This window comes from Streptomyces sp. NPDC030809 (assembly GCF_055572195.1).
Genome location: NZ_JBVIDV010000015.1, coordinates 197,631 through 215,294, shown reverse-complemented (window position 1 = coordinate 215,294; position 17,664 = coordinate 197,631). Strand labels below are relative to the sequence as shown.

The 17,664-nt window shown below is 74.7% G+C and carries 18 protein-coding genes; 11 read left to right on the top strand and 7 right to left on the bottom strand.

Annotated elements, in window-relative coordinates; genetic code table 11:
- Positions 1–438 precede the first annotated feature (438 nt).
- Positions 439–984: an ArsR/SmtB family transcription factor gene (locus ACZ407_RS21300; RefSeq protein WP_468130428.1), complete on the top strand. Its 546-nt coding sequence runs from the start codon at positions 439–441 to the stop codon at positions 982–984.
- Positions 981–2,267, top strand: a complete 1,287-nt coding sequence (locus ACZ407_RS21295; RefSeq protein WP_468130426.1) for an MFS transporter — start codon at positions 981–983, stop codon at positions 2,265–2,267. Before ACZ407_RS21300 ends, ACZ407_RS21295 begins: the two co-directional genes overlap by 4 nt.
- 108 nt (positions 2,268–2,375) lie before the next feature.
- On the opposite strand, the gene ACZ407_RS21290 is transcribed toward ACZ407_RS21295, so the two are convergent.
- Complete coding sequence (locus tag ACZ407_RS21290; protein ID WP_468130424.1) at positions 2,376–5,795, bottom strand: S8 family peptidase; 3,420 nt, start codon at positions 5,793–5,795, stop codon at positions 2,376–2,378.
- Positions 5,796–6,003: 208 nt separating this feature from the next.
- Between ACZ407_RS21290 and ACZ407_RS21285 the strand changes: the two genes are divergently transcribed.
- Positions 6,004–6,690 carry an HAD-IA family hydrolase gene (locus ACZ407_RS21285; RefSeq protein ID WP_468130451.1) on the top strand — a complete coding sequence of 229 codons (687 nt, stop codon included), beginning with the start codon at positions 6,004–6,006 and terminating at the stop codon, positions 6,688–6,690.
- Positions 6,691–6,789: 99 nt separating this feature from the next.
- Here the strand turns inward: ACZ407_RS21285 and cyaB are convergent, their stop codons facing one another.
- Positions 6,790–7,353 carry a class IV adenylate cyclase gene (gene cyaB / locus ACZ407_RS21280; RefSeq protein WP_468130422.1) on the bottom strand — a complete coding sequence of 188 codons (564 nt, stop codon included), beginning with the start codon at positions 7,351–7,353 and terminating at the stop codon, positions 6,790–6,792.
- A 251-nt stretch (positions 7,354–7,604) separates the two neighbouring features.
- Here cyaB and ACZ407_RS21275 point away from each other — a divergent pair, with 251 nt between their 5' ends.
- Entirely contained in the window at positions 7,605–7,766 is a 162-nt protein-coding gene (locus tag ACZ407_RS21275) for a hypothetical protein (protein WP_468130420.1), read from the top strand.
- A 38-nt stretch (positions 7,767–7,804) separates the two neighbouring features.
- Here the strand turns inward: ACZ407_RS21275 and ACZ407_RS21270 are convergent, their stop codons facing one another.
- Complete coding sequence (locus tag ACZ407_RS21270) at positions 7,805–8,296, bottom strand: DedA family protein (protein ID WP_468130418.1); 492 nt, start codon at positions 8,294–8,296, stop codon at positions 7,805–7,807.
- A 221-nt stretch (positions 8,297–8,517) separates the two neighbouring features.
- Here ACZ407_RS21270 and ACZ407_RS21265 point away from each other — a divergent pair, with 221 nt between their 5' ends.
- Both ACZ407_RS21265 and ACZ407_RS21260 read left to right on the top strand, forming a co-directional pair.
- Complete coding sequence (locus ACZ407_RS21265) at positions 8,518–8,721, top strand: helix-turn-helix domain-containing protein (RefSeq protein WP_351660737.1); 204 nt, start codon at positions 8,518–8,520, stop codon at positions 8,719–8,721.
- 7 nt (positions 8,722–8,728) lie between these two features.
- Positions 8,729–9,193, top strand: coding sequence for a Clp protease N-terminal domain-containing protein (locus ACZ407_RS21260; protein WP_468130416.1), 465 nt, complete (start codon positions 8,729–8,731; stop codon positions 9,191–9,193).
- Between the two features lie 11 nt (positions 9,194–9,204).
- Here ACZ407_RS21260 and ACZ407_RS21255 read toward each other — a convergent pair whose 3' ends face one another.
- Positions 9,205–10,128, bottom strand: coding sequence for an alpha/beta fold hydrolase (locus ACZ407_RS21255; protein ID WP_468130449.1), 924 nt, complete (start codon positions 10,126–10,128; stop codon positions 9,205–9,207).
- Positions 10,129–10,564: 436 nt separating this feature from the next.
- On the opposite strand from ACZ407_RS21255, the gene ACZ407_RS21250 reads away from it, so the two are divergent.
- Positions 10,565–11,305 (top strand): class I SAM-dependent methyltransferase, encoded by a 741-nt coding sequence (locus ACZ407_RS21250; RefSeq protein ID WP_468130414.1) that lies wholly within the window; start codon positions 10,565–10,567, stop codon positions 11,303–11,305.
- A 118-nt stretch (positions 11,306–11,423) separates the two neighbouring features.
- On the opposite strand, the gene ACZ407_RS21245 is transcribed toward ACZ407_RS21250, so the two are convergent.
- Positions 11,424–11,921, bottom strand: coding sequence for a hypothetical protein (locus ACZ407_RS21245; protein WP_468130412.1), 498 nt, complete (start codon positions 11,919–11,921; stop codon positions 11,424–11,426).
- Positions 11,922–12,129: 208 nt separating this feature from the next.
- On the opposite strand from ACZ407_RS21245, the gene ACZ407_RS21240 reads away from it, so the two are divergent.
- On the top strand, positions 12,130–13,191 hold the full coding sequence (locus tag ACZ407_RS21240) for an NAD-dependent epimerase/dehydratase family protein (RefSeq protein WP_468130410.1): 1,062 nt from the start codon (positions 12,130–12,132) through the stop codon (positions 13,189–13,191).
- Positions 13,192–13,419: 228 nt separating this feature from the next.
- On the opposite strand, the gene ACZ407_RS21235 is transcribed toward ACZ407_RS21240, so the two are convergent.
- Together ACZ407_RS21235 and ACZ407_RS21230 are read right to left on the bottom strand one after the other, a co-directional pair.
- Positions 13,420–14,550, bottom strand: coding sequence for a sensor histidine kinase (locus ACZ407_RS21235; RefSeq protein ID WP_468130408.1), 1,131 nt, complete (start codon positions 14,548–14,550; stop codon positions 13,420–13,422).
- Positions 14,547–15,290, bottom strand: a complete 744-nt coding sequence (locus ACZ407_RS21230) for a response regulator transcription factor (RefSeq protein ID WP_468130406.1) — start codon at positions 15,288–15,290, stop codon at positions 14,547–14,549. The genes ACZ407_RS21235 and ACZ407_RS21230 overlap by 4 nt, the downstream gene beginning before the upstream one ends.
- A gap of 114 nt (positions 15,291–15,404) precedes the next feature.
- On the opposite strand from ACZ407_RS21230, the gene ACZ407_RS21225 reads away from it, so the two are divergent.
- The 3 genes from ACZ407_RS21225 to ACZ407_RS21215 are packed head-to-tail and all read left to right on the top strand — an operon-like array spanning position 15,405 to position 17,493.
- The gene (locus ACZ407_RS21225; protein WP_468130404.1) at positions 15,405–16,139 is read left to right on the top strand and encodes a glycosyltransferase family 2 protein; all 735 of its coding nucleotides are present in this window, start codon (positions 15,405–15,407) and stop codon (positions 16,137–16,139) included.
- Positions 16,136–16,795: a TIGR04282 family arsenosugar biosynthesis glycosyltransferase gene (locus ACZ407_RS21220; protein ID WP_468130402.1), complete on the top strand. Its 660-nt coding sequence runs from the start codon at positions 16,136–16,138 to the stop codon at positions 16,793–16,795. The genes ACZ407_RS21225 and ACZ407_RS21220 overlap by 4 nt, the downstream gene beginning before the upstream one ends.
- A complete protein-coding gene (locus tag ACZ407_RS21215) occupies positions 16,792–17,493 on the top strand; it encodes a class I SAM-dependent methyltransferase (protein ID WP_468130400.1) in 702 nt (233 codons plus the stop codon). The genes ACZ407_RS21220 and ACZ407_RS21215 overlap by 4 nt, the downstream gene beginning before the upstream one ends.
- The last annotated feature ends 171 nt before the right edge of the window (positions 17,494–17,664 follow it).

The window sequence follows — 17,664 nt, the reverse complement described above, 5'->3', positions numbered from 1 at the left end:
GAGTTCTCAAGGTGCGGACGCTTCCTTTGTACTGACCCTCGCGGGCTTTCCTCCGGGCGCTTCCTTCGTTCTTGCGTTTCCGACTCTATCAGATCCTTTCGGGCCTGACTCCCAGTCAGCGGGCTTTGTCTTCCGGGCTGTTGGGCCCTTCCGACTCCCGAACTCTAACGGATTTCCCGGGCGAACCGTTAATCGGGTCGCGGTCGTGAAATCGGGCGTGCCGAATTCACTCCCGTTCGGGAGTCCGTGCTGAGTGGGGCTGCCGCGGTGAAGCGGCGGATCGCCGCCGCGGAACCGTTCCGGCTCCGGGGTAACTCGGAGGACATTAGGCGCCCGGCGCCCCCGAGTCAACTCGGGGGCCGACACGCCCCCCGGTGGTGGCTGGCCTGCCGGTGGAACCCCCTTGCGCAATGGTCAAGAGTTGTTGACCATTGCGGCATGCCTACCGACGATCTTCCCGAGGCGTTCCACGTCTCCACCGACGAGCAGCTGCGTGCCGTCTCCAACCTCACGCGGCACCGGATCATGGCGATGCTCCGCTTCGAGCCCGCGACGATCACGCAGATCGCCGAGCGCGTGGGCCTCGCGAAGGGGAGCTCCAGCTACCACGTCCGGTTGCTGGAGCGGGCCGGCCTGGTGAAGGTCGTACGGACCCGCAAGGTGCGGGGGGTCACCGAGCGGTACTACGCGGTGGCCGCGCGGTCGATCGTGCTGCCAGACTGGGGCGCGGGAGAGCCGGACGTGCTGATGCGGCATGCGGTCGCCGACCTGGAGGCCGCGCCGGTGGACGGCGAGCGGCACGTACGGATGGCGCACCTGCGCCTCACCGAGGAGCAGTTCGCCGAGCTCGGGGCCAGGCTGCAGGCGCTCGCGGACGAGTACCGGGAGCTGTCCGATCCGTCGCTGCCGGACTCCTCGCTCGTCTTCGCACTGTTCCACCCGGCACGGCGTCAGCAGGCTGACGCCGAAGGGGAGGCCAAGTGACCTCGGACGTCAGGAAGCTCCCCGCCGGGTTCGGGCGGCTGTGGGCCGCGCAGACGGTGTCCTCGTTCGGTGACGGGGTGACCCATGCCGCGCTGCCGCTGCTCGCGCTGACGCTGACCCGGGATCCGATGGCGCTCGCCGTGGTCGCCGCCGCCGGGACGCTGCCGTGGCTGCTCTTCGGGGTGCTCGGCGGCGCGCTGGTGGACCGCTGGGAGCGGCGGCGCACGATGTGGATCGCGGACGCGGCCCGTGCGGTGCTGCTCGCGATACCGGCGGCCGCGGCCGCGCTGGACGTGCTGAGCATTCCGCTCCTCGCGGCCGTCGCCTTCCTGCTCGGCCTCGGCGGGCTGTTCTTCGACACGGCCGCCGCCGCCTACCTGCCGGACCTCCTCGGCCGCGAGCCCGTGCTCCTGGAGCGCGCGAACTCCCGCCTGCGCGGTGCCCAGACCGCCATGTCCGGATTCGCGGGGCCGCCTGCGGGCAGCGCCCTGCTCGCGCTCGGACGGTCGGTCCCGCTGCTCGCCGACGCGGTGTCGTTCGCGCTCTCCGCCCTGCTCGTACGTTCGCTGCCCGCCGCGCCCCGGCCCGTACCGCAGGCCCGGGAGTCCCTGCTGCGGCAGGCGCGGGCCGGTGCCTCGTACGTGTTCCGGGACCGGCTGCTGCTCGGGCTGGCGCTGCGCCCGGCGGTCGGGAACGTCGCCTTCCTCGCGGTGGAGACCGTACTCGCGCTCTTCGCGCACGAGCGGCTCGGCATCGGGGCCTTCGGTTTCGGCCTGCTCCTCACCGCGGAAGCCACCGGCGGCCTGCTCGGCGCGGCCGTCGCCTCCTTCCTCGGCCGGCGGCTCGGCACCGGCGCCGCGCTGACCTCCACGGCCGCGGTGGAGGGACTCGCCGTCCTGGGTCTCGCCGCCGCCCCGAACCCGTACGTCGCCGGCCTCGCGCTCGCCGTCTGCGGGGCCGGCATGGGCGCCACGATGGTGCTCGCCCCCTCCCTCCGGCAGACGATCGTCCCGGCCCACCTGATGGGCCGGGTCGCGTCCACCTCGCGGATGCTCGCCATGTGCGCCGCGCCGTTCGGTGCCTTCCTCGGCGGCTGGCTGGCCACCGCGTACGGCGTGCGCACTCCCCTCTATACGGCCGCCGGGCTCCTCCTCACGATGACCGCGATCACGGCGACCATGACCGGCAACCGGCGGGTCGAGGCCGCCCTGCGGGCTGCTGCCCCGGCCGAGGGCCCGGAGGCGCCGGAATCCCGCGGGCGCGTGCGCGAGAGCGCCGGGTAGCAGCGTTCGGCACGGACGAGGACGAGAAGACGAAACGCCCGGCGTCCCGGACGGCATGTGCCGTCCGGGACGCCGGGCGCTGTGTGTGAGAGCGCGCGCGAGCAGGGCTCAGGGAGCCAGGCGGTACGCGTTCGTGATCGTTTCGGTGACGGTGTTGCCGTCGGTGTCCTTGACCGTCACCTGGAAGGACACCGCCTTTGCGCCGGCCGGGTGCGTGAGGCGGACGGAGCGGGCGCCCTTGGCGTCGGTGGTGACCGGGAGCTTCACCCAGGTCGCGCCGTTGTCGAAGCCGGCCCGGACGGTGAGCGCGGCCAGTTTGCCGGGGGCGGCGGCCGCCCCGCTGAGGACGAGGGGCACCGTCAGTGCCGTGCCCGTCTTCACCGTGCCGTTGAGCGGGACCTCGGGGGCCAGCCGGACCGTGGACAGGGGCAGCACCTCCAAGCCCCCGTCGGCCGGGCGGGCGGAGGTGAAGGTCCAGGTGACCGCGACCTTGGTGCTGGTGGCCGTGGCCTGGGCGGACCTGGTCGCCTCCATGGACAGCCGGTAGGAGGCGCGGCCGGCCGGGACCATGGCGCCGAGCACACCGGGCTTGCCCTCGGCGATCACGGCGGTGCCGCTGCTCAGCCGTGAGAAGCCGCCGGTGACGACGGGCCGGCTGCGGTGCCCGGCCCCGTCGGCGAACATCGGCACCGACACCTCGATCGTGTCGTGGGTACGGCGGGCGCCGGTGCCGCCCTGTGCGGTGAGGTCGGGGCCGACGACCGCGCCGCCGACCGTGGTGCGGTGACGGCTGCCGGGCGCGTACGTCTCGGGCCCGACGGTGTGGCTCAGGCGCTCCTGCGATTCCGCCCCGATCTGGAACACCCGCCAGGTCCAGCGCTGTCCGGCGGTGGTGACGTACATCCGGGCCGTGGCAGGGAGGGCGTACCTCGTCTCCATCTGGTAGCCGCTGCTCCAGGCGCCGTCCTCGGCGTCCTCCGGGCGGCCGGTGACGTAGCCGTCGAGTCCGGTGGCGGAGGAGCCGAGCCCGAGGGTGACCTCGGCCAGGTCCTTGCGCTCGACGGTGCGGGTCAGGCCGGTGAAGAAGCGGCCGGTCTGCGGGTAGAACAGCCGGTACTCCGCGCTGCGGCCCTCCTTGCCGGGGATCCCCCACAGTCCGCCGAACTGCGTGTGGAAGGTCGGGGTTTCGGGGCCCAGGTGCGCGGTGAGCAGCCTGGAGCCGTCGCCGACGGACCAGGAGGTCGAGAGGGCGCCCAGGAAGTCCTGGTAGCCGATGGCCAGGTCGAGCGGCTTCGCGGCCGGGTCGGGGACGGTGATCTTGAGCGGCTTGGCCTTGCGCGCGTCCAGGACGATGGTGGTGTCGGCGCTGAGGTTGAGCGTCGGCTGCACGAAGGTGGCGTACTTGGCCGCCCCCTCGATGGTGCTCTCCAGCGTGTACCTGCCGCGCGGCAGGCGTACGGTCGCCGTGGCGCCGGACGGGTTCTCCACGGGCCGGCGGGCGAGGTCGGTGTGGGCGAGGACGCTGGTGTAGTAGTTCTTCGCGGGGGCGCCGTCCAGCCCGATGTGCTTGACGGTCAGGTTGCAGCCCGCCGCCTCGCGGTAGACGACGAAGGCCGTGCGCAGCGCCTGGCCGCCGCCGGTCGCGACGACGGAGCCGCCGTAGGCGCCGTCGAGGGAGCCGAGGCGGGTGTTCGCGGTGACCTTGGTGCTCGCGGTGCCGCCCGCGGGCACGGTGAGCCTGGTGCCCTGGAGGGTGAACATGCCGGCCGGGGCGGGCTTGCCGTCGGGGTCGGCGGCCGCGGTGGTGAGGTTCAGCGTGACGGGTGCCGTGCCGAGGTTGCGGTAGGTCACGGTGCGGGTGACGGGGGCGTCGTCGCCGTGCGGGTACAGGGCGGTGCCGAAGTCCAGGGTGCCGGACTCGGGGATGAGGGTGGTCTTGATCGCGCGCGCGATGTCGACGCGGCCCGAGCCGAGCCGGTAGGGGCGTGCGTCCGTGGCGGCGGAGGCCGAGCCGATCAGGGCCGCCTTGAGGCGTGCTCCGGTCCAGGTGGGGTGCTGCTGCTTGAGGATGGCCGCTGCGCCCGCGACGTGCGGGGTGGCCATGGAGGTGCCGCTCTTGGTGGCGTAGCCGCTCGCCGGGGGTGCGGCCAGGGAGGTGGAGGCGGCGGCGAGGATGCCCACGCCGGTCGCGCTGATGTCGGGCTTCGCCAGGCCGGACGCCGTCGGGCCGATGCTGCTGGTGTCGGCGCGTACGCCCTTCTTGTCGGAGCTGGCGACGGTCAGGGCGGCCGGGGCGGAGCCGGGCGAGTGGATCGTGCCTTCGCCGTACCCGCCGTCGTTGCCCGCGGCGACGACGAAGAGGGCCTTGGCGGAGAGGCGTGCGACGGCGGCCTCCTTCGCGTCCTCGCCCGGCCCGTCCGGGGCGCCCAGGCTCATGTTGACGACGGTGGCGCCCTGGTCGACGGCCCACTGCATGCCGGCGACGATCCCGGAGGTGGTGCCGAGGCCGGTGTCGCCGAGGACCTTGGCGTCGATGATCTTGACCCCGGGGGCGACACCCCGGAGCCGGCCTCCGGAGCGGGCCCCGGAGCCGGCCAGGATGGAGGCCACGTGGGTGCCGTGGCCGTGCCGGTCCTTGGTGTCGGGGGAGTCCGTGAAGTTCTTCTCCACGACCTCCGTGCCCTTGAGGTCCGGATGGTTCTGGTCGACACCGGTGTCGAGGACCGCGACCTTGACGCCCTTGCCGGTGTATCCGGCCTGCCAGGCGGCCTTGGTGCCGATCTGGGGGACGCTGACGTCGAGGCTGGGCCAGACCTTGGCGTCGAGCCAGACGTGGCTGATGGCGGGGGTGGCGGAGGGGGAGGCGGAGGGGCCCGTACCGGTACGCGCTCCTGTGGCGGAGCCGGCGCCCGTGCCCCTGCCGCCTCCGACGCCCGTGCCCGTGCCCGTGCCCGCCGTGACGGCCGACCAGAGGCGGCCCGCGGCGGTCTTCGGCGTGCTGAACGCCTCTCCGGAGACGGCCGGCAGGGCGCGCCGCTTGAGGGCGAGCCCGTCGAACGGGTCCGGGCCCGAGTCCATGCCGCGGGCCTGCTCGTAGCCGACGATCAGCGGCAGCGAGCCGCGGTGCGCGTCGTCGTAGCCGTCGGCGATGAGCCGCGTGACGTCGAACAGGGCCCGGTCCAGTACGCCTTGGTCCACGAGCCGCTGTGCGTCCAGCGGGATGACGTACGTGTGTCCGGCCTCGCGGCGCACCGCGATGGGCGTGTTCTCGCGGCCCTTGCCGCGGACCAGCCGTACGACCGTGCCGTCCGAGGCGACGAGCGCGCGGTCGCCGGTGATCAGAGTGACGGCCGCCGTGCGGCCCTGCGATGCCTGTGTGTGGGTCTGCGCCTGTGCGTGGGTCTGCGCCTGCGCCTGCGGGACCGTGGCCCGCGGCTCGGGTGCCGCGCCCGCCGGCGTCGCCGCCGGCAGCATCCCGGCCACGGCGACGGCCACGACCGCCGCCCCCGCTCTTTGTGTGAATCCCACCCGTGTACTCCCCCGTGACTGTTCTGAACGCGACATGCGTACGCACGTACGTCCGCCTTGTGCCGTACGTCGTATGCCGAACGTGCATGGCGATGTGTGCTGACGCATTGTCACCCATGGCCTGGGGTGCGGGAACAGGGGGTTTGGATCTTGAACAGCGGCCCCGGCGGACGGGGTTGGAACGGCCCGGTGGCATGATCGCCACGTGATGAGTGAACCCCGCCCGTCCGGCGCCCCGAGACATGTCCTGTTCGACGTCGACGGCACGTTGATCGACGCCCTGGACAATCAGCGCCGGGTCTGGCGGACGTGGGCGGAGCGGTACGGTCTGGACCCCGATGAGGTCCACCGCGTGGCACTGCGGACCCGGCCGATGGAGACCTTCGCGGAGGTCGCTCCGGACCAGGACCCTCACGAGTGCCTGGCCGCGCTGCACGCGCTGGAGGACGAGGACGTCCGCACGGGCGTGTACGGGGCTTTCGACGGCGGCGCGGAACTGCTGGGCGCTCTGCCGCCCGGCAGCTGGGCACTGGTGACGTCGAACTACGAGCACCGGGTGCGCGGCCGGTTCGCGCGGACGGGCCTGCCGCTCCCGGAGGTCGTGGTGGACGCGGCCGCCGTGGCGGAGGGCAAGCCGTCGCCGGTGCCGTACCTCCGGGCAGCCGCGCTGCTGGGTGCCCGGCCCCAGGACTGCCTGGTCGTGGAGGACGCCCCGTCCGGAGTCCGGGCCGGGCTGCGTGCCGGCATGACGGTGTGGACCGTCAACACGCCCACGGCGGCGCACGGCGCCCACCGCCACTTCGCCACTCTGCGCGAGGCGGCCGGCGAGATCCTCGCCTTCGCCGCGGGCACGCTCCCGGTCCGGGCGGAGGGGGCTCCGTCTGCGGCGGGGTGATCCCGCGGAATCCGGCTCTACGGAATCGGGCTAAGCGGAATCCGGCCCTGCGGGGGTCCCTGCGTTGAGTGGCCCCGGCAGGTCTTCCGTCCCCCGGGGCTAACGGGACGCGCCCCGCCGGTCGGCGACCGCGCCGGTGTAGGTTTCGCGGGTCAGGTCCGCGGCGCCGATGCCGAGTTCTTCGAGAACGGCGCGCACGTCCCTCAGCGCGGCGCTCACGTCGTCCTCGTCGGCCGCGGTCTCCAACTCCAGGAACGTGCCGTCGATCTCGGGGACGCGGACCAGGGTCGCGAGCATCTGCCGGCCGCGGGCCTCGAAGGCGTAGTTGCGGCACCGCTTCTCGAAGGCGATGACCGGCACGTATCCGAGGCCGCGGAGCATGGCGTGGACCGCACCGGGATTCCCGACGGCCGTCTCGTGTTCCGGCTTCGAGCCCGACTCCGCGTCGACTGCGGGTGCCTTGTACGTCAGGACCGTACGGGTGTCGGCTGCGCCGCGGATGGTGCGCACCCGCAGTTCCTGGCCAGCCTCCGCCAGCTCGCCTCCCGGCCGGTCGTAGTAGGTGTCCTGGTACACCTCCACCCGCGCGGTCGCCCGTTCCTCAAGCGCCCGCAGCACGCTCTCGGGGGCGTGCACGCGCGCCTTCAGCTCCGCCTCGACCATCCCGCTCTCCCCTCCTCCTGCTGCTCGGACCGTGCTCTCGGCAGCGTCGACGACCCCTTGGAACATACGTCGGCACGGATGCGCCCCCTGCGCCCGTGAGGTATTGCGGGCGGCCGGAATCGAGCCGGCTCGGCCGGCGGGGCCGAAGCTCTGGATTTGCTCAACTCGGGTTCCGGGTGTCGGGTGCGGCGGGCATGGTCCGTCCACACGCGCTGCGACCGCACGCGTGCCCTGCATCCCCGGGAGGAAACGTGCCCGAGTCCCTGATCACCGGAGTGGTGGTCGTCATCGCCTTCCTGCTCAGCGCCGCGGGCGGCGGTACGAAGCGCAAGCGCCGTGGCGGGTGGTGGGGCGGCGGAAGTCACGGCAGTGGTGGCGGGTACAGCTGTGGCGGCGACGGCGGGAGCGACTGATACCGCCGGCTGCCGGTCCGTTTCCGGCGGAGCTGGGCTCAGGAGTCCTCGGCCGGTGCGGTGGCGGTGGCGGTGGAAGACGGGGACGCCTTTCGTCTGCGGTACGCCAGCGCCCCGCACGCGCCGAGGAGGAGGGCGGCCGCGGCGGCCGCGCCGAGGGCCGGGTGCTGCGCGAAGAGCCGGCCCAGCACTTCGAGTACGCCGAGGCCGGCGGTCGCGTAGATCAGGGCCCAGGCCGCGCCGCCCAGGAACAGGGCGGGGAGGTAGCGCGGCAGCGGCATGCGCATGCTGCCCGCGAGGAAGTTGGCGGCGGTCTGGAAGCCGACGGTCAGGAAGGAGACGGCCACCACCGGGGAGCCCCACCGCTGGATCGCCCGCTCGGCGCGCAGGAACTTCGCCGACGAGATCCGCGCACCGAAGCGGCTGCGCCGGGCACCGGCGCCGGCGAGCCAGCCGACGGCGAAGGTCCCGCCGGCACGGAGCAGCACGATCACGTACAGGGCTCCGGCCGTGAGCACGATCTCGTTCATGGCACCTGCGCCCTGCCTCTGCCTGCGTCGCCCGACGGGTCTCACCTGCGGTGTAGGAACCCGAAGCAGTACGCACACACGCCAGGAAAGGCCACCCTAACCTAACCCCGCCGCGGGGGTACAGGGTGCCTGTTCCGGCCCGGCTCTGCGGGAGGGCCCGGCCACGCCCTGGCCGTCAGTCTGGGTTGACAGCGAGAGTGTGTCAATCCAGACTGACAGGCATGGAAGCGGGAGATCTCTCAGAACGCCTCAGGTCACACGACCCCTCGGTGGGGCTGCGCGCCGTGGGCGCCCTGCACCGGCTGGCAGAGCAGGTGGAAGCGGCAGCGGTCGCACGTGCCAGGGAGCAGGGATGGTCCTGGGAGCAGATCGGCGACGCCCTCGGCGTCTCCCGGCAGTCGGTGCACGCCAAGTACGGGAAGTGAGACGAGCATGTTCGAACAGTTCGCAACGGGCGCCCGCGCGGCCGTCACGTCCGCGGTGACCGAGGCCACACTGCGCGGCGACCGCCGCATCGGCACCGAGCACCTCCTCCTGGGAGTGCTCCACGATCCCGGCTCGGCCCGGGCCTTCGGAGCCGGCCCGGAGAGCGCGCGCGCCGCGCTGGAGGCCCTCGACCGGTCCGCGCTGGCCGTGGTCGGCATCGACGTCGAGGGGATCGAGCGGCCGCCGGTCCCGGCCTCGCGCAAGCGCACCCCCTTCACCTCCGCCGCCCGCGCCGTCCTGCCGCGCGCCCTCGTCGAGACGAGGAAGGCCGGCAGCCGGCGCATCACCCCCGAGCACCTCCTGCTGGCCCTGCTCGACTGCGAGCGGCCGGATCCGGCAGCGGAGCTGATGGCACGGCTCGGCGTCGACCGCGCCGCGGTCCGCGAACGCATCCGGCGCACGGACGCCTGAGACGCGACGCGTCACACCGGCAGGGCAGGGCCGCCGACCCGGGCGGCAGGAGGTGCGGCGAGCTCGTCGAGGAAGTCCCGGACCAGGCGGTGCAGGGTGTCCGGGCGTTCCAGATGTACGTCGTGGCCTGCGCCGGGCACGGTCACGGCCGTGGTGCCCGGGTGCCGGCGGAGCATGGACCGCGACTCCTGCGGCGCGATGATGCCGGACTGGCCCAGGACGGCCAGGACGGGACAGGTGAGGCGGTCCCACTCGTCCCAGAAGGATCGCCGGGCCGGCTCGGCCAGCGAGCCGACCATGACGTCACGGTCGAAACGGGGCCACCCGCCGTGGGCGCCGGGGCTGGGAGTGGGGCCGCCGCTCCCGTCGGCGCTGCCGCTGCCATCCGGGCTGCCACTGCCGTCGGCGCGGCCATCGCCACTGCCACTGCCGCCACCCCGCCATTCCAGCCCGGCGGCCCAGCCCTCCCCCGCCGGTCCGCCGCCGAAGAACGCGACGGCGGCTTCCCATGAGGGGAACGGGGTGGGCCACGTGTCGAGCCAGCCGCCGATCTCGGCCTGCACGTCCGGGTTCGGTCCGCCGGGGCCCGCTTCGACCAGGACGAGTGCGCGTACGAGGTCGGGGTGCGCGGCGGCGGTGAGCATGGCGGTATGACCGCCCAGGGACTGCCCGGCCAGGACCGGACGGTGCAGGCCGAGCTGTTCGAGGACGGCGACGACGTCGGCGACGTACGCGGCGCGGCTCAGCTCGCGCGGGTGGCGCTCACTGGCGCCGTGGCCGCGCTGGTCGACGGCGACGACCCGGTGACGGGGGCTCAGGGCGCGGGCGAGGCCGTCCCACTCGCCCGCGTGTCCGGCGAGCCCGTGCAGCAGGACGACGGGGGTTCCGCCACCGCCCCAGTCACGGCAGGACAGGCGGACGCCGTCGCGTTCCACGATGCGTTCGGACCAGGTCGCGGTGGCGTCGGTCGCGGTTGCGGTCGCGGTCGCGTCCTTCGCGGTCGCGGGCACGGTCACACGGGCCTTCTTCCGTTGTGGGTGGACGGGTGCTGTCGAGCCGCAGCTCGTCGCCGATCCGGAAAGCGACGGCCCGCTCATGATCACCACGGTAATCCGGTATCCGACCGGCAACCAGCCCTCCTCCCGCCGATCCGGACCGCGACGAGGCAGGAGTTGCCTGGAAGCGGAATGGCGGCGCAGCGCGAACGGGCCGTCCCCCGGCGCCCTTTGGAGGGATCTCCGCACATCGAGGGGGGTCGGTTTTCGGAGCTTCCGCCAGTACGAAGTCCGCTCGGCGTCCCGTGAGACTTCCCTTCACGGGCCGCGGCTCATTCTGGGAGCCGACGCCACAAATCGAGGGGAAACCACCACGATGAGTGGTCAGTTGTACGACGGTATCGGCGAAGCCTTCGAGGGCTTCAAGACCCTGCCCATCATCCGCTACGCCGAAGTGCCGGGCTTCCTCGCCCTGGTCGGAGACGTCACCGGCAAGTCCGTGCTGGACATCGCCTGCGGCACCGGTTTCTACAGCCGCGAGCTCAAGCGCCGGGGCGCGTCCCGCGTGTTCGGCTTCGACATCTCGGAGGCCATGGTCGAGGCGGCCGCCGCCCTGGAGCAGGCGGAGCCGCTGGGGATCGCGTACGAGGTCGGTGACACGGCCACCCTGCGGACCTTCGACGAGCCGTTCGACCTCGCGGTGGCCGTGCAGGCGTTCAACTACGCCCACGACGTGGCCGAGATCGAGCGGATGATGCGCAACATCCGGCGCAGCCTCCACCCCGGCGGCTCGTTCTTCCTCCTCGTGCAGAACCCGGACTACGACTTCGGCGGCCCGTCGCTGGAGAAGTACGGCTTCCTGCTCGAATCGACCGGCAAGGACAACGAGATCGGCACGGGGATCCGGCTCACGGCCCTGCTGGAGCCGCCGGTCTCCTTCGAGGCCACCGTGCCCTCGCGGGAGACGTACGAGAAGACGCTCGCGGCGGCCGGCTTCAGCGCGGTCGAGTGGGTCCGGCTGGACGTGTCGGACGCCGGGGTGGAGGAGTTCGGACAGCAGTTCTGGGAGGACTACGCCGGGAACCGGCCGCTGACCATGATCCGCTGCACCGCCTGAGCGGAACACCGCCGCTCCGGTGCTCATCCGGCCCCGCGGGGGGCGGGCCGGGTGAGCACCCGCGGCGTCGCGGTCGGGTCCTCCCCTCGGCCGCCGCGCCGGGTTGCCGCCCGCCGCGTCAGTCCCACCAGTTGAACAGGGTCGCGCCGAGCGTCGGCGGCTCCCAGTACTCGATCTGCCGCCACTCCGCGTCGGCCAGCGCGGAGGTGTCGGCCGCTGCGAGGGGTGACAGCAGCAGCTCGCGCGCCAGGACCTCGAAGCCGTGGCCGGCGAGTACGCCGGCCCAGCCGGGCGGGTCCAGGAACTCGGTCAGGTAGCCGACGCGCAGGTCCTCCACGAAGGCGAGGAGCGGGTGGCGCATGTGGAAGAGGGCCACGTGCGTCCGGTCGTTCACCGTGAGCGTCGCGCTGTAGTAGTTGGAGGTCTGCCCGTACTCCCGGACCTTCCCGCCGTGCCCGCCCGCGGCCCGGGCCGCGGCCGCCCAGGCGGCACGGCAGGCGGCCAGCCCGACGGCGGGCAGCGGAGGCTCGCTGACGTGCCGGAACCCCGTCGCACCCCGCTGCACCCGAAAGGGCTCCCGCGCACCGCCGTCCCCGCCCACATCCGCCCCCGTCACGAACCGCCCCCTCGGCACCCGCGGCACTCCCGCAGCGCCCCAGCGAAACCCCTGCCGCCCGAACGCTACCCGGTGCGGGCCGCCACGCGCCCGCTGCGCACTGCGGGCCCTCCCCGGCAACCGGCCCGGCCCGGCCGCGATGACGGAAGTCTTACGGCCCGGTGCGGGAACCCCCGTCCAGGGCCCCGGATGCGTAGCGTCCGGGCCCATGCGAGTACTCGTCACAGGAGGAGCCGGTTTCATCGGCTCGCACGTCGTTGCCGCGCTGGCCGCCGAGGGGCACGAACCGGTGGTGCTGGACGCCCTGCTGCCCGCCGCCCATCCCGCCGCCCCCGGGCTGCCCGACGCCGAGTTCGTACGGGGGGACGTGCGCAGCGCCGACGATGTGCGCGGGGCGCTGCGCGGGGTGGACGCCGTCTGCCACCAGGCGGCCATGGTCGGCCTCGGCAAGGACTTCGCGGACGCGCCCGAGTACGTCTCCTGCAACGGGCTCGGGACGGCGGTGCTGCTGGCGGGCATGGCCGAGGCCGGGGTGCACCGCCTGGTGCAGGCCGGGTCGATGGTCGTCTACGGGGAGGGCCGGTACGAGTGCCCCGCCCACGGCACGGTCCGGCCCGGGCCCCGCGCGGCGGCGGACCTGGCGGCGGGGCGGTTCGAGCCGCACTGCCCGCGCTGCGGGGCCGGACTCGTCCCGGGGCTGGTCGGCGAGGACGCGCCCGCGGATCCGCGGAACGTGTACGCCACGACGAAGCTGGCCCAGGAGCACCTGGCGGCGTCCTGGGCCCGCGCCACGGGCGGCCGGGCCGTCTCGCTGCGCTACCACAACGTGTACGGGCCGGGGATGCCGCGGGACACCCCGTACGCGGGGGTGGCCTCGTTCTTCCGGTCCGCCCTGGCGCGGGGCGAGGCGCCGCGGGTCTTCGAAGACGGCGGCCAGCGGCGGGACTTCGTCCACGTACGGGACGTCGCGCGGGCGAACACGGCGGCACTGGCCGGAATCGCGGCCGGGCCCGCCGGCGGCCACACCGCGTACAACACCGGCAGCGGCGACCCGCACACGGTCGGCGAGATGGCGGCCGCGCTCGCGGCGGCGCACGGCGGACCCGCGCCGGTGGTGACCGGGGAATTCCGGCTGGGCGACGTCCGGCACATCACGGCGGACTCCGCCAGACTGCGCGGCGAGCTGGGCTGGCTCCCCCAGGTGGGCTTCGCGGAGGGGATGGCGGAGTTCGCCCGGGCCGCGCAGCGGGCCTCGTCCGGTGCGGCCTGACGGGCCGGGTTTGCGGGGGATGGGGGCACCGCGGCGGGCTCCGCCCGAGACGGCGCACCGGCCCGGGACCGGCCCCCGTACCGGCCCCGTGCTGGTGCGCCGTACCGGGGCGCCGTGGCCGGCCATGCGGACGCGGCCGGAACCGGCCGACTGGGGTACCGGGACCGGCGAGGAGGGAGTCGGTGTTGCCGCCCGCGCCCGGGGCCGCCCCCGACCCCGCCGGTTCCGTCACCCCAGTCGGCCGGTTCCCGCGTCGGCCAGGGGCAGGGTCACCTCGAAGCGGCAGCCGCCCGGTACGTTCCGGACGGCCGCCCGCCCCGCGTGGGCCTCGACGATGCCCCGTACGATCGCCAGCCCGAGGCCCGCCCCGGCCGGGGGCGTGCGGGCGGGGCTGCCCCGCCAGCCGGTGTCGAAGACCCGGGGGAGGTCCTCCTCCGGGATGCCCCCGCAGCCGTCGGTGACCGACAGCACCGCGCTCTCCTCGCGGCGGCCGACGCGCACCGCCACCGTGCCGTCGGCCGGGGTGTGGCGGATGGCGTTGACCAGGAGGTTGGCCAGGACGCGGGTCATCTCCCTGCCGTCCACCTCCACCGGTACGTGCGTGATGTCCTCGCCGAGCAGCCGTACGCCGCGCTCCCGTGCGAGGGGGTCGGCGCCCAGCAGGGCGTCCGCCGCGAGGTCCCGGAGCGAGACGCGGCTGGGGCTCAGCCCGAGGGCGCCGGCATGGATGCGGGACAGTTCGAAGAGGTCGCCGACCATGGTGTTGAGGCGTTCGACCTCGGTGCGGATCTGCCGGTGGTAGCGGGCGGGGTCGGCGGCCACCCCGTCCTCCAGTGCCTCGGCCATGGCCCGCAGCCCGGCCAGCGGTGTGCGCAGATCGTGCGAGATCCAGGCCACGAGTTCGCGCCGCGAGGTCTCCAGCGCCGCCTCCCGCTCGCGCGAGGCGGCCAGTTTGGAACTGGTGGCGGCCAGTTCGCGGGCGAGTTCGGCGAGCTCCGCGGTGGCCCTCGTCGGGGGTGCGGAGAAGCTGCCGCCGTCGCCGAAGTCGCGGGCCGCGCGGGCCAGGTCCCGGCTGCGGGCCACCACCCAGCGTCCCAGCAGCAGCGCGGCGGCCAGGGAGACCACGGCCGCCATCGCCACCACGAGGGTGACGACGGTCAGGTCGTGCGGGGACAGGAACATCGCCCGGGCCACGGCGAGGGTCCCGGCGAGCATCGCGGTGACGGGGACCGCGGCGACCACGGCCAGGGAGACCGCCACCGACCGGTGCCGCAGCAGGCGCAGCGCCCCGGCCCCGAGCGCGCCCGCGCACGCCGCGCCGCCCAGGGCGAACAGGGCGATCAGCAGGACGTCCTTCACGGCTGCCCCTCCTCCGCCGGCTCGAAGCGGTAGCCGACGCCCCAGACGGTCCGGATGAGGCGGGGCGCCGCCGGATCGTCCTCGATCTTGGCGCGCAGCCGCCGGACGTGGACCGTGACGGTGGACAGGTCGCCGAAGTCCCAGCCCCACACGTCCCGCATCAGCTCCTCCCGGCTGTGCACCCGGCCCGGCCGGGCGAGGAAGTGCGCGAGCAGGTCGAACTCCCGCAGCGTGAGGGTGAGGTCGGTGCCGTCCTTGGCCGCCCGCCGGGCGTGGGGGTCCAGCCGGATCCCCGCTCCGTGCAGCACCTCCCGGTCGGCCTGCCGCTCGGCCCCCCGGCCCGCCTCCCCCGGCGCCGCGGCGCGGCTGCGCCGGAGCACGGATTCGACGCGCAGGACCAGCTCGCGCGGGCTGAAGGGCTTGGTGACGTAGTCGTCCGCGCCCAGCTCCAGGCCGGCGATCCGGTCGTCCTCGTCCCCGCGGGCCGTCAGCATGATCACCGGAACGGGCCGTTCCGAGCGCAGTCGGCGGCACACCTCCAGTCCGTCGATGCCGGGCAGCATCAGGTCGAGGACCACCAGGTCGTGGTCCCCCCGGGCCGCCATACCGAGGGCTGCGGGGCCGTCGGCGGCGTGGTCGACGCTGTGGCCGGCCCGGTGCAGGTAGCCGGTGACGACCTCGGCGACGGTCGGATCGTCGTCCACGACGAGGATCCGGGCGGGCGGCGTTGGCGTACTCATGGTGCAAGCCTCGCACCGGACGGCCCGCGCCGTCTGCGTCCCGGCGGCCCGTGCGGCAGGCGTCCGGGTTTCGTAAGGAGTCGGTTTCCCCCATCGGCGCCGGGAATTCCTACGGTGGCAGCTGTGACCGATGACACCGTGGACGTGGTCCTTCCCTGTCTGAACGAGGCCGAGGCGCTGCCCTGGGTCCTCGCCCGCATCCCCGCCGGCTGGCGGGCCCTGGTCGTGGACAACGGGTCCACCGACGGGTCCGCCGCGATCGCCCGGGCCCTGGGCGCCACCGTCGTGCCCGAGTCCCGGCGCGGCTTCGGCGCGGCCTGCCACGCCGGACTGCTGGCGTCCGACGCCGAGTTCGTCTGCTTCTGCGACTGCGACGCCTCCCTCGACCCCGGCCTGCTGGCGGGCTTCGTCCGGGCGGTGGCCGCGGGCGAGGCGGACCTCGTGCTCGGCCGCCGCCGGCCCCGCGGCCGCGGCGCCTGGCCGGTGCACGCCCGGGCCGGGAACCACGCGCTGGCCCGCATGCTGCGCCGCCGCACCGGGCTGCGGCTGCACGACCTCGGGCCGCTGCGCGCGGCACGCCGCGCGGACCTCCTCGCCCTGGGCCTGACCGACCGGCGGTCCGGATACCCGCTCCAGATGGTCGTACGGGCCGCCGACGCGGGCTGGCGGATCCGCGAGGAGGACGTGCCCTACCTGCCCCGCGCCGGCACGTCCAAGGTCACCGGCACCTGGAAGGGCACGTGGCAGGCGGTGCGCGACATGCGCGCGGTGCTCGCCGAAGCCCCCCACCCTCCGTACGCCGCGGCGGCCGGGCGCGCCGGTTCGGACCGGCCGGGGGGTGGGCGGTGACCAGCCTGCTCGTGATCGCCAAGCAGCCCCTGCCCGGGCGGGTGAAGACCCGGCTCACGCCGCCGTTCTCCGCCGAGGAGGCCGCGGACCTGGCCGAGGCCGCGCTCGCCGACACCCTCGCGGCGGTGGCCGCCACGCCCGCGGACCGGCACGTCCTGGTCCTGGACGGGGAACCGGGGCGGTGGCTGCCGCCGGGCTTCGAGGTCGTGCCCCAGGGCGGCGGGGGCCTGGACGAACGGCTCGCCGCCGCCTTCTCCGGCTGCCCCGGACCGGCCCTCCTCATCGGCATGGACACCCCGCAGGTCACCCCGGAACTCCTCGGCCCCGCGCTGGAGTTCGGACAGCACGACGCCTGGTTCGGCCCGGCGGCGGACGGCGGCTTCTGGGCCCTGGGCCTGGCGGCCCCCGACCCTGCGCTGCTGCTCGGCGTGCCCATGTCCGTACCCGAGACCGGAGCGGTGCAGTACGAGCGGCTGCGCGCGGCCGGGCTGCGCACCGGACTCCTGCCGCGCCTGCGTGACGTGGACACCGCCGCCGACGCGGCCGACGTGGCGGCCGGGGCTCCGGGCGGCCGGTTCGCCGAGGTGTACGGGCGCCTGACCGGCGGCGTCCGGACGGCCTGCCGGGCCGGGAACCAGCCCCCGGCGGGCCCGTGACGGCCCCGGCCGCCGCGCCCGGCCGGTCCGCCGCGGCACCGGGCAGGCCCTGGCGGGACGACCCGTACGCGCGGGCGCTCCGGGCCGGGCGCGGTCCGCTCTTCCTGCGCCGGGACGACGGCTGGCTGCTCCCGCTGGAGGTCGAACGCTGGTGCGCCGCACCGGACACCGCCGACGAGAGCGTCCTCGCCCGGTGCGGCGGGGCGGTGCTGGACATCGGCTGCGGTCCGGGCCGGCTGGTGGCGGCCCTGGCCGAGCGCGGTCGGCGGGCCCTCGGCGTGGACGTCAGCCCGGCCGCGGTGACGTGGACCGTGCGCCGCGGGGGCACGGCGCTGTGCCGGTCCGTCTTCGACCCCCTGCCGGGCGAGCGGCGCTGGACCACGGCCCTGCTCGTGGACGGCAACATCGGCATCGGCGGCGACCCGGTGGCCCTGCTGTCGCGGACCGCGAGGATCCTCGCCCCCGGCGGGCGGCTGATCGCGGAGGCGGCCGGGGCCGAGGTGGACGAACGCTGCGAGGTCCGCCTGGCCGACGGGCGCGGCGGCCTCGGCGCCCCCTTCCCCTGGGCCCGCGTCGGCCCGGATGCCCTGCTGCGGCACGCGCACACCGCAGGCTGGACCCCCACCGCCACGTGGACCGCATCCGGCCGCCACTTCACCGAACTCGCTCCGGGCCCGCGGCCCCCGGGCGCCCCGTGACCGCCGCCGCCCTCCTGCGGGCGTACGCTCCCACCCCTCCGGGGCGCGCCCGTCCCCTTTCCACACGTCCCGTTTCCGCCCGTCCCCTTTCCGCCGGGCGCCGACCGTACGGGGCGGGCACCCGCGGCACCGACGGCAGCGTTGGGGCGTGGACGGGGACGTGCACGCGGA

Coding starts and splice junctions, on each gene's coding strand:
- ACZ407_RS21270 (WP_468130418.1), bottom strand. CDS start 8,296: ATGAACGAGATCGTGCTCACGGCCGGAGCCCTGTACGTGATCGTGCTG.
- ACZ407_RS21230 (WP_468130406.1), bottom strand. CDS start 15,290: ATGAGTACGCCAACGCCGCCCGCCCGGATCCTCGTCGTGGACGACGAT.
- ACZ407_RS21300 (WP_468130428.1), top strand. CDS start 439: ATGCCTACCGACGATCTTCCCGAGGCGTTCCACGTCTCCACCGACGAG.
- ACZ407_RS21250 (WP_468130414.1), top strand. CDS start 10,565: ATGAGTGGTCAGTTGTACGACGGTATCGGCGAAGCCTTCGAGGGCTTC.
- ACZ407_RS21260 (WP_468130416.1), top strand. CDS start 8,729: ATGTTCGAACAGTTCGCAACGGGCGCCCGCGCGGCCGTCACGTCCGCG.
- ACZ407_RS21240 (WP_468130410.1), top strand. CDS start 12,130: ATGCGAGTACTCGTCACAGGAGGAGCCGGTTTCATCGGCTCGCACGTC.
- cyaB (WP_468130422.1), bottom strand. CDS start 7,353: ATGGTCGAGGCGGAGCTGAAGGCGCGCGTGCACGCCCCCGAGAGCGTG.
- ACZ407_RS21285 (WP_468130451.1), top strand. CDS start 6,004: ATGAGTGAACCCCGCCCGTCCGGCGCCCCGAGACATGTCCTGTTCGAC.
- ACZ407_RS21265 (WP_351660737.1), top strand. CDS start 8,518: ATGGAAGCGGGAGATCTCTCAGAACGCCTCAGGTCACACGACCCCTCG.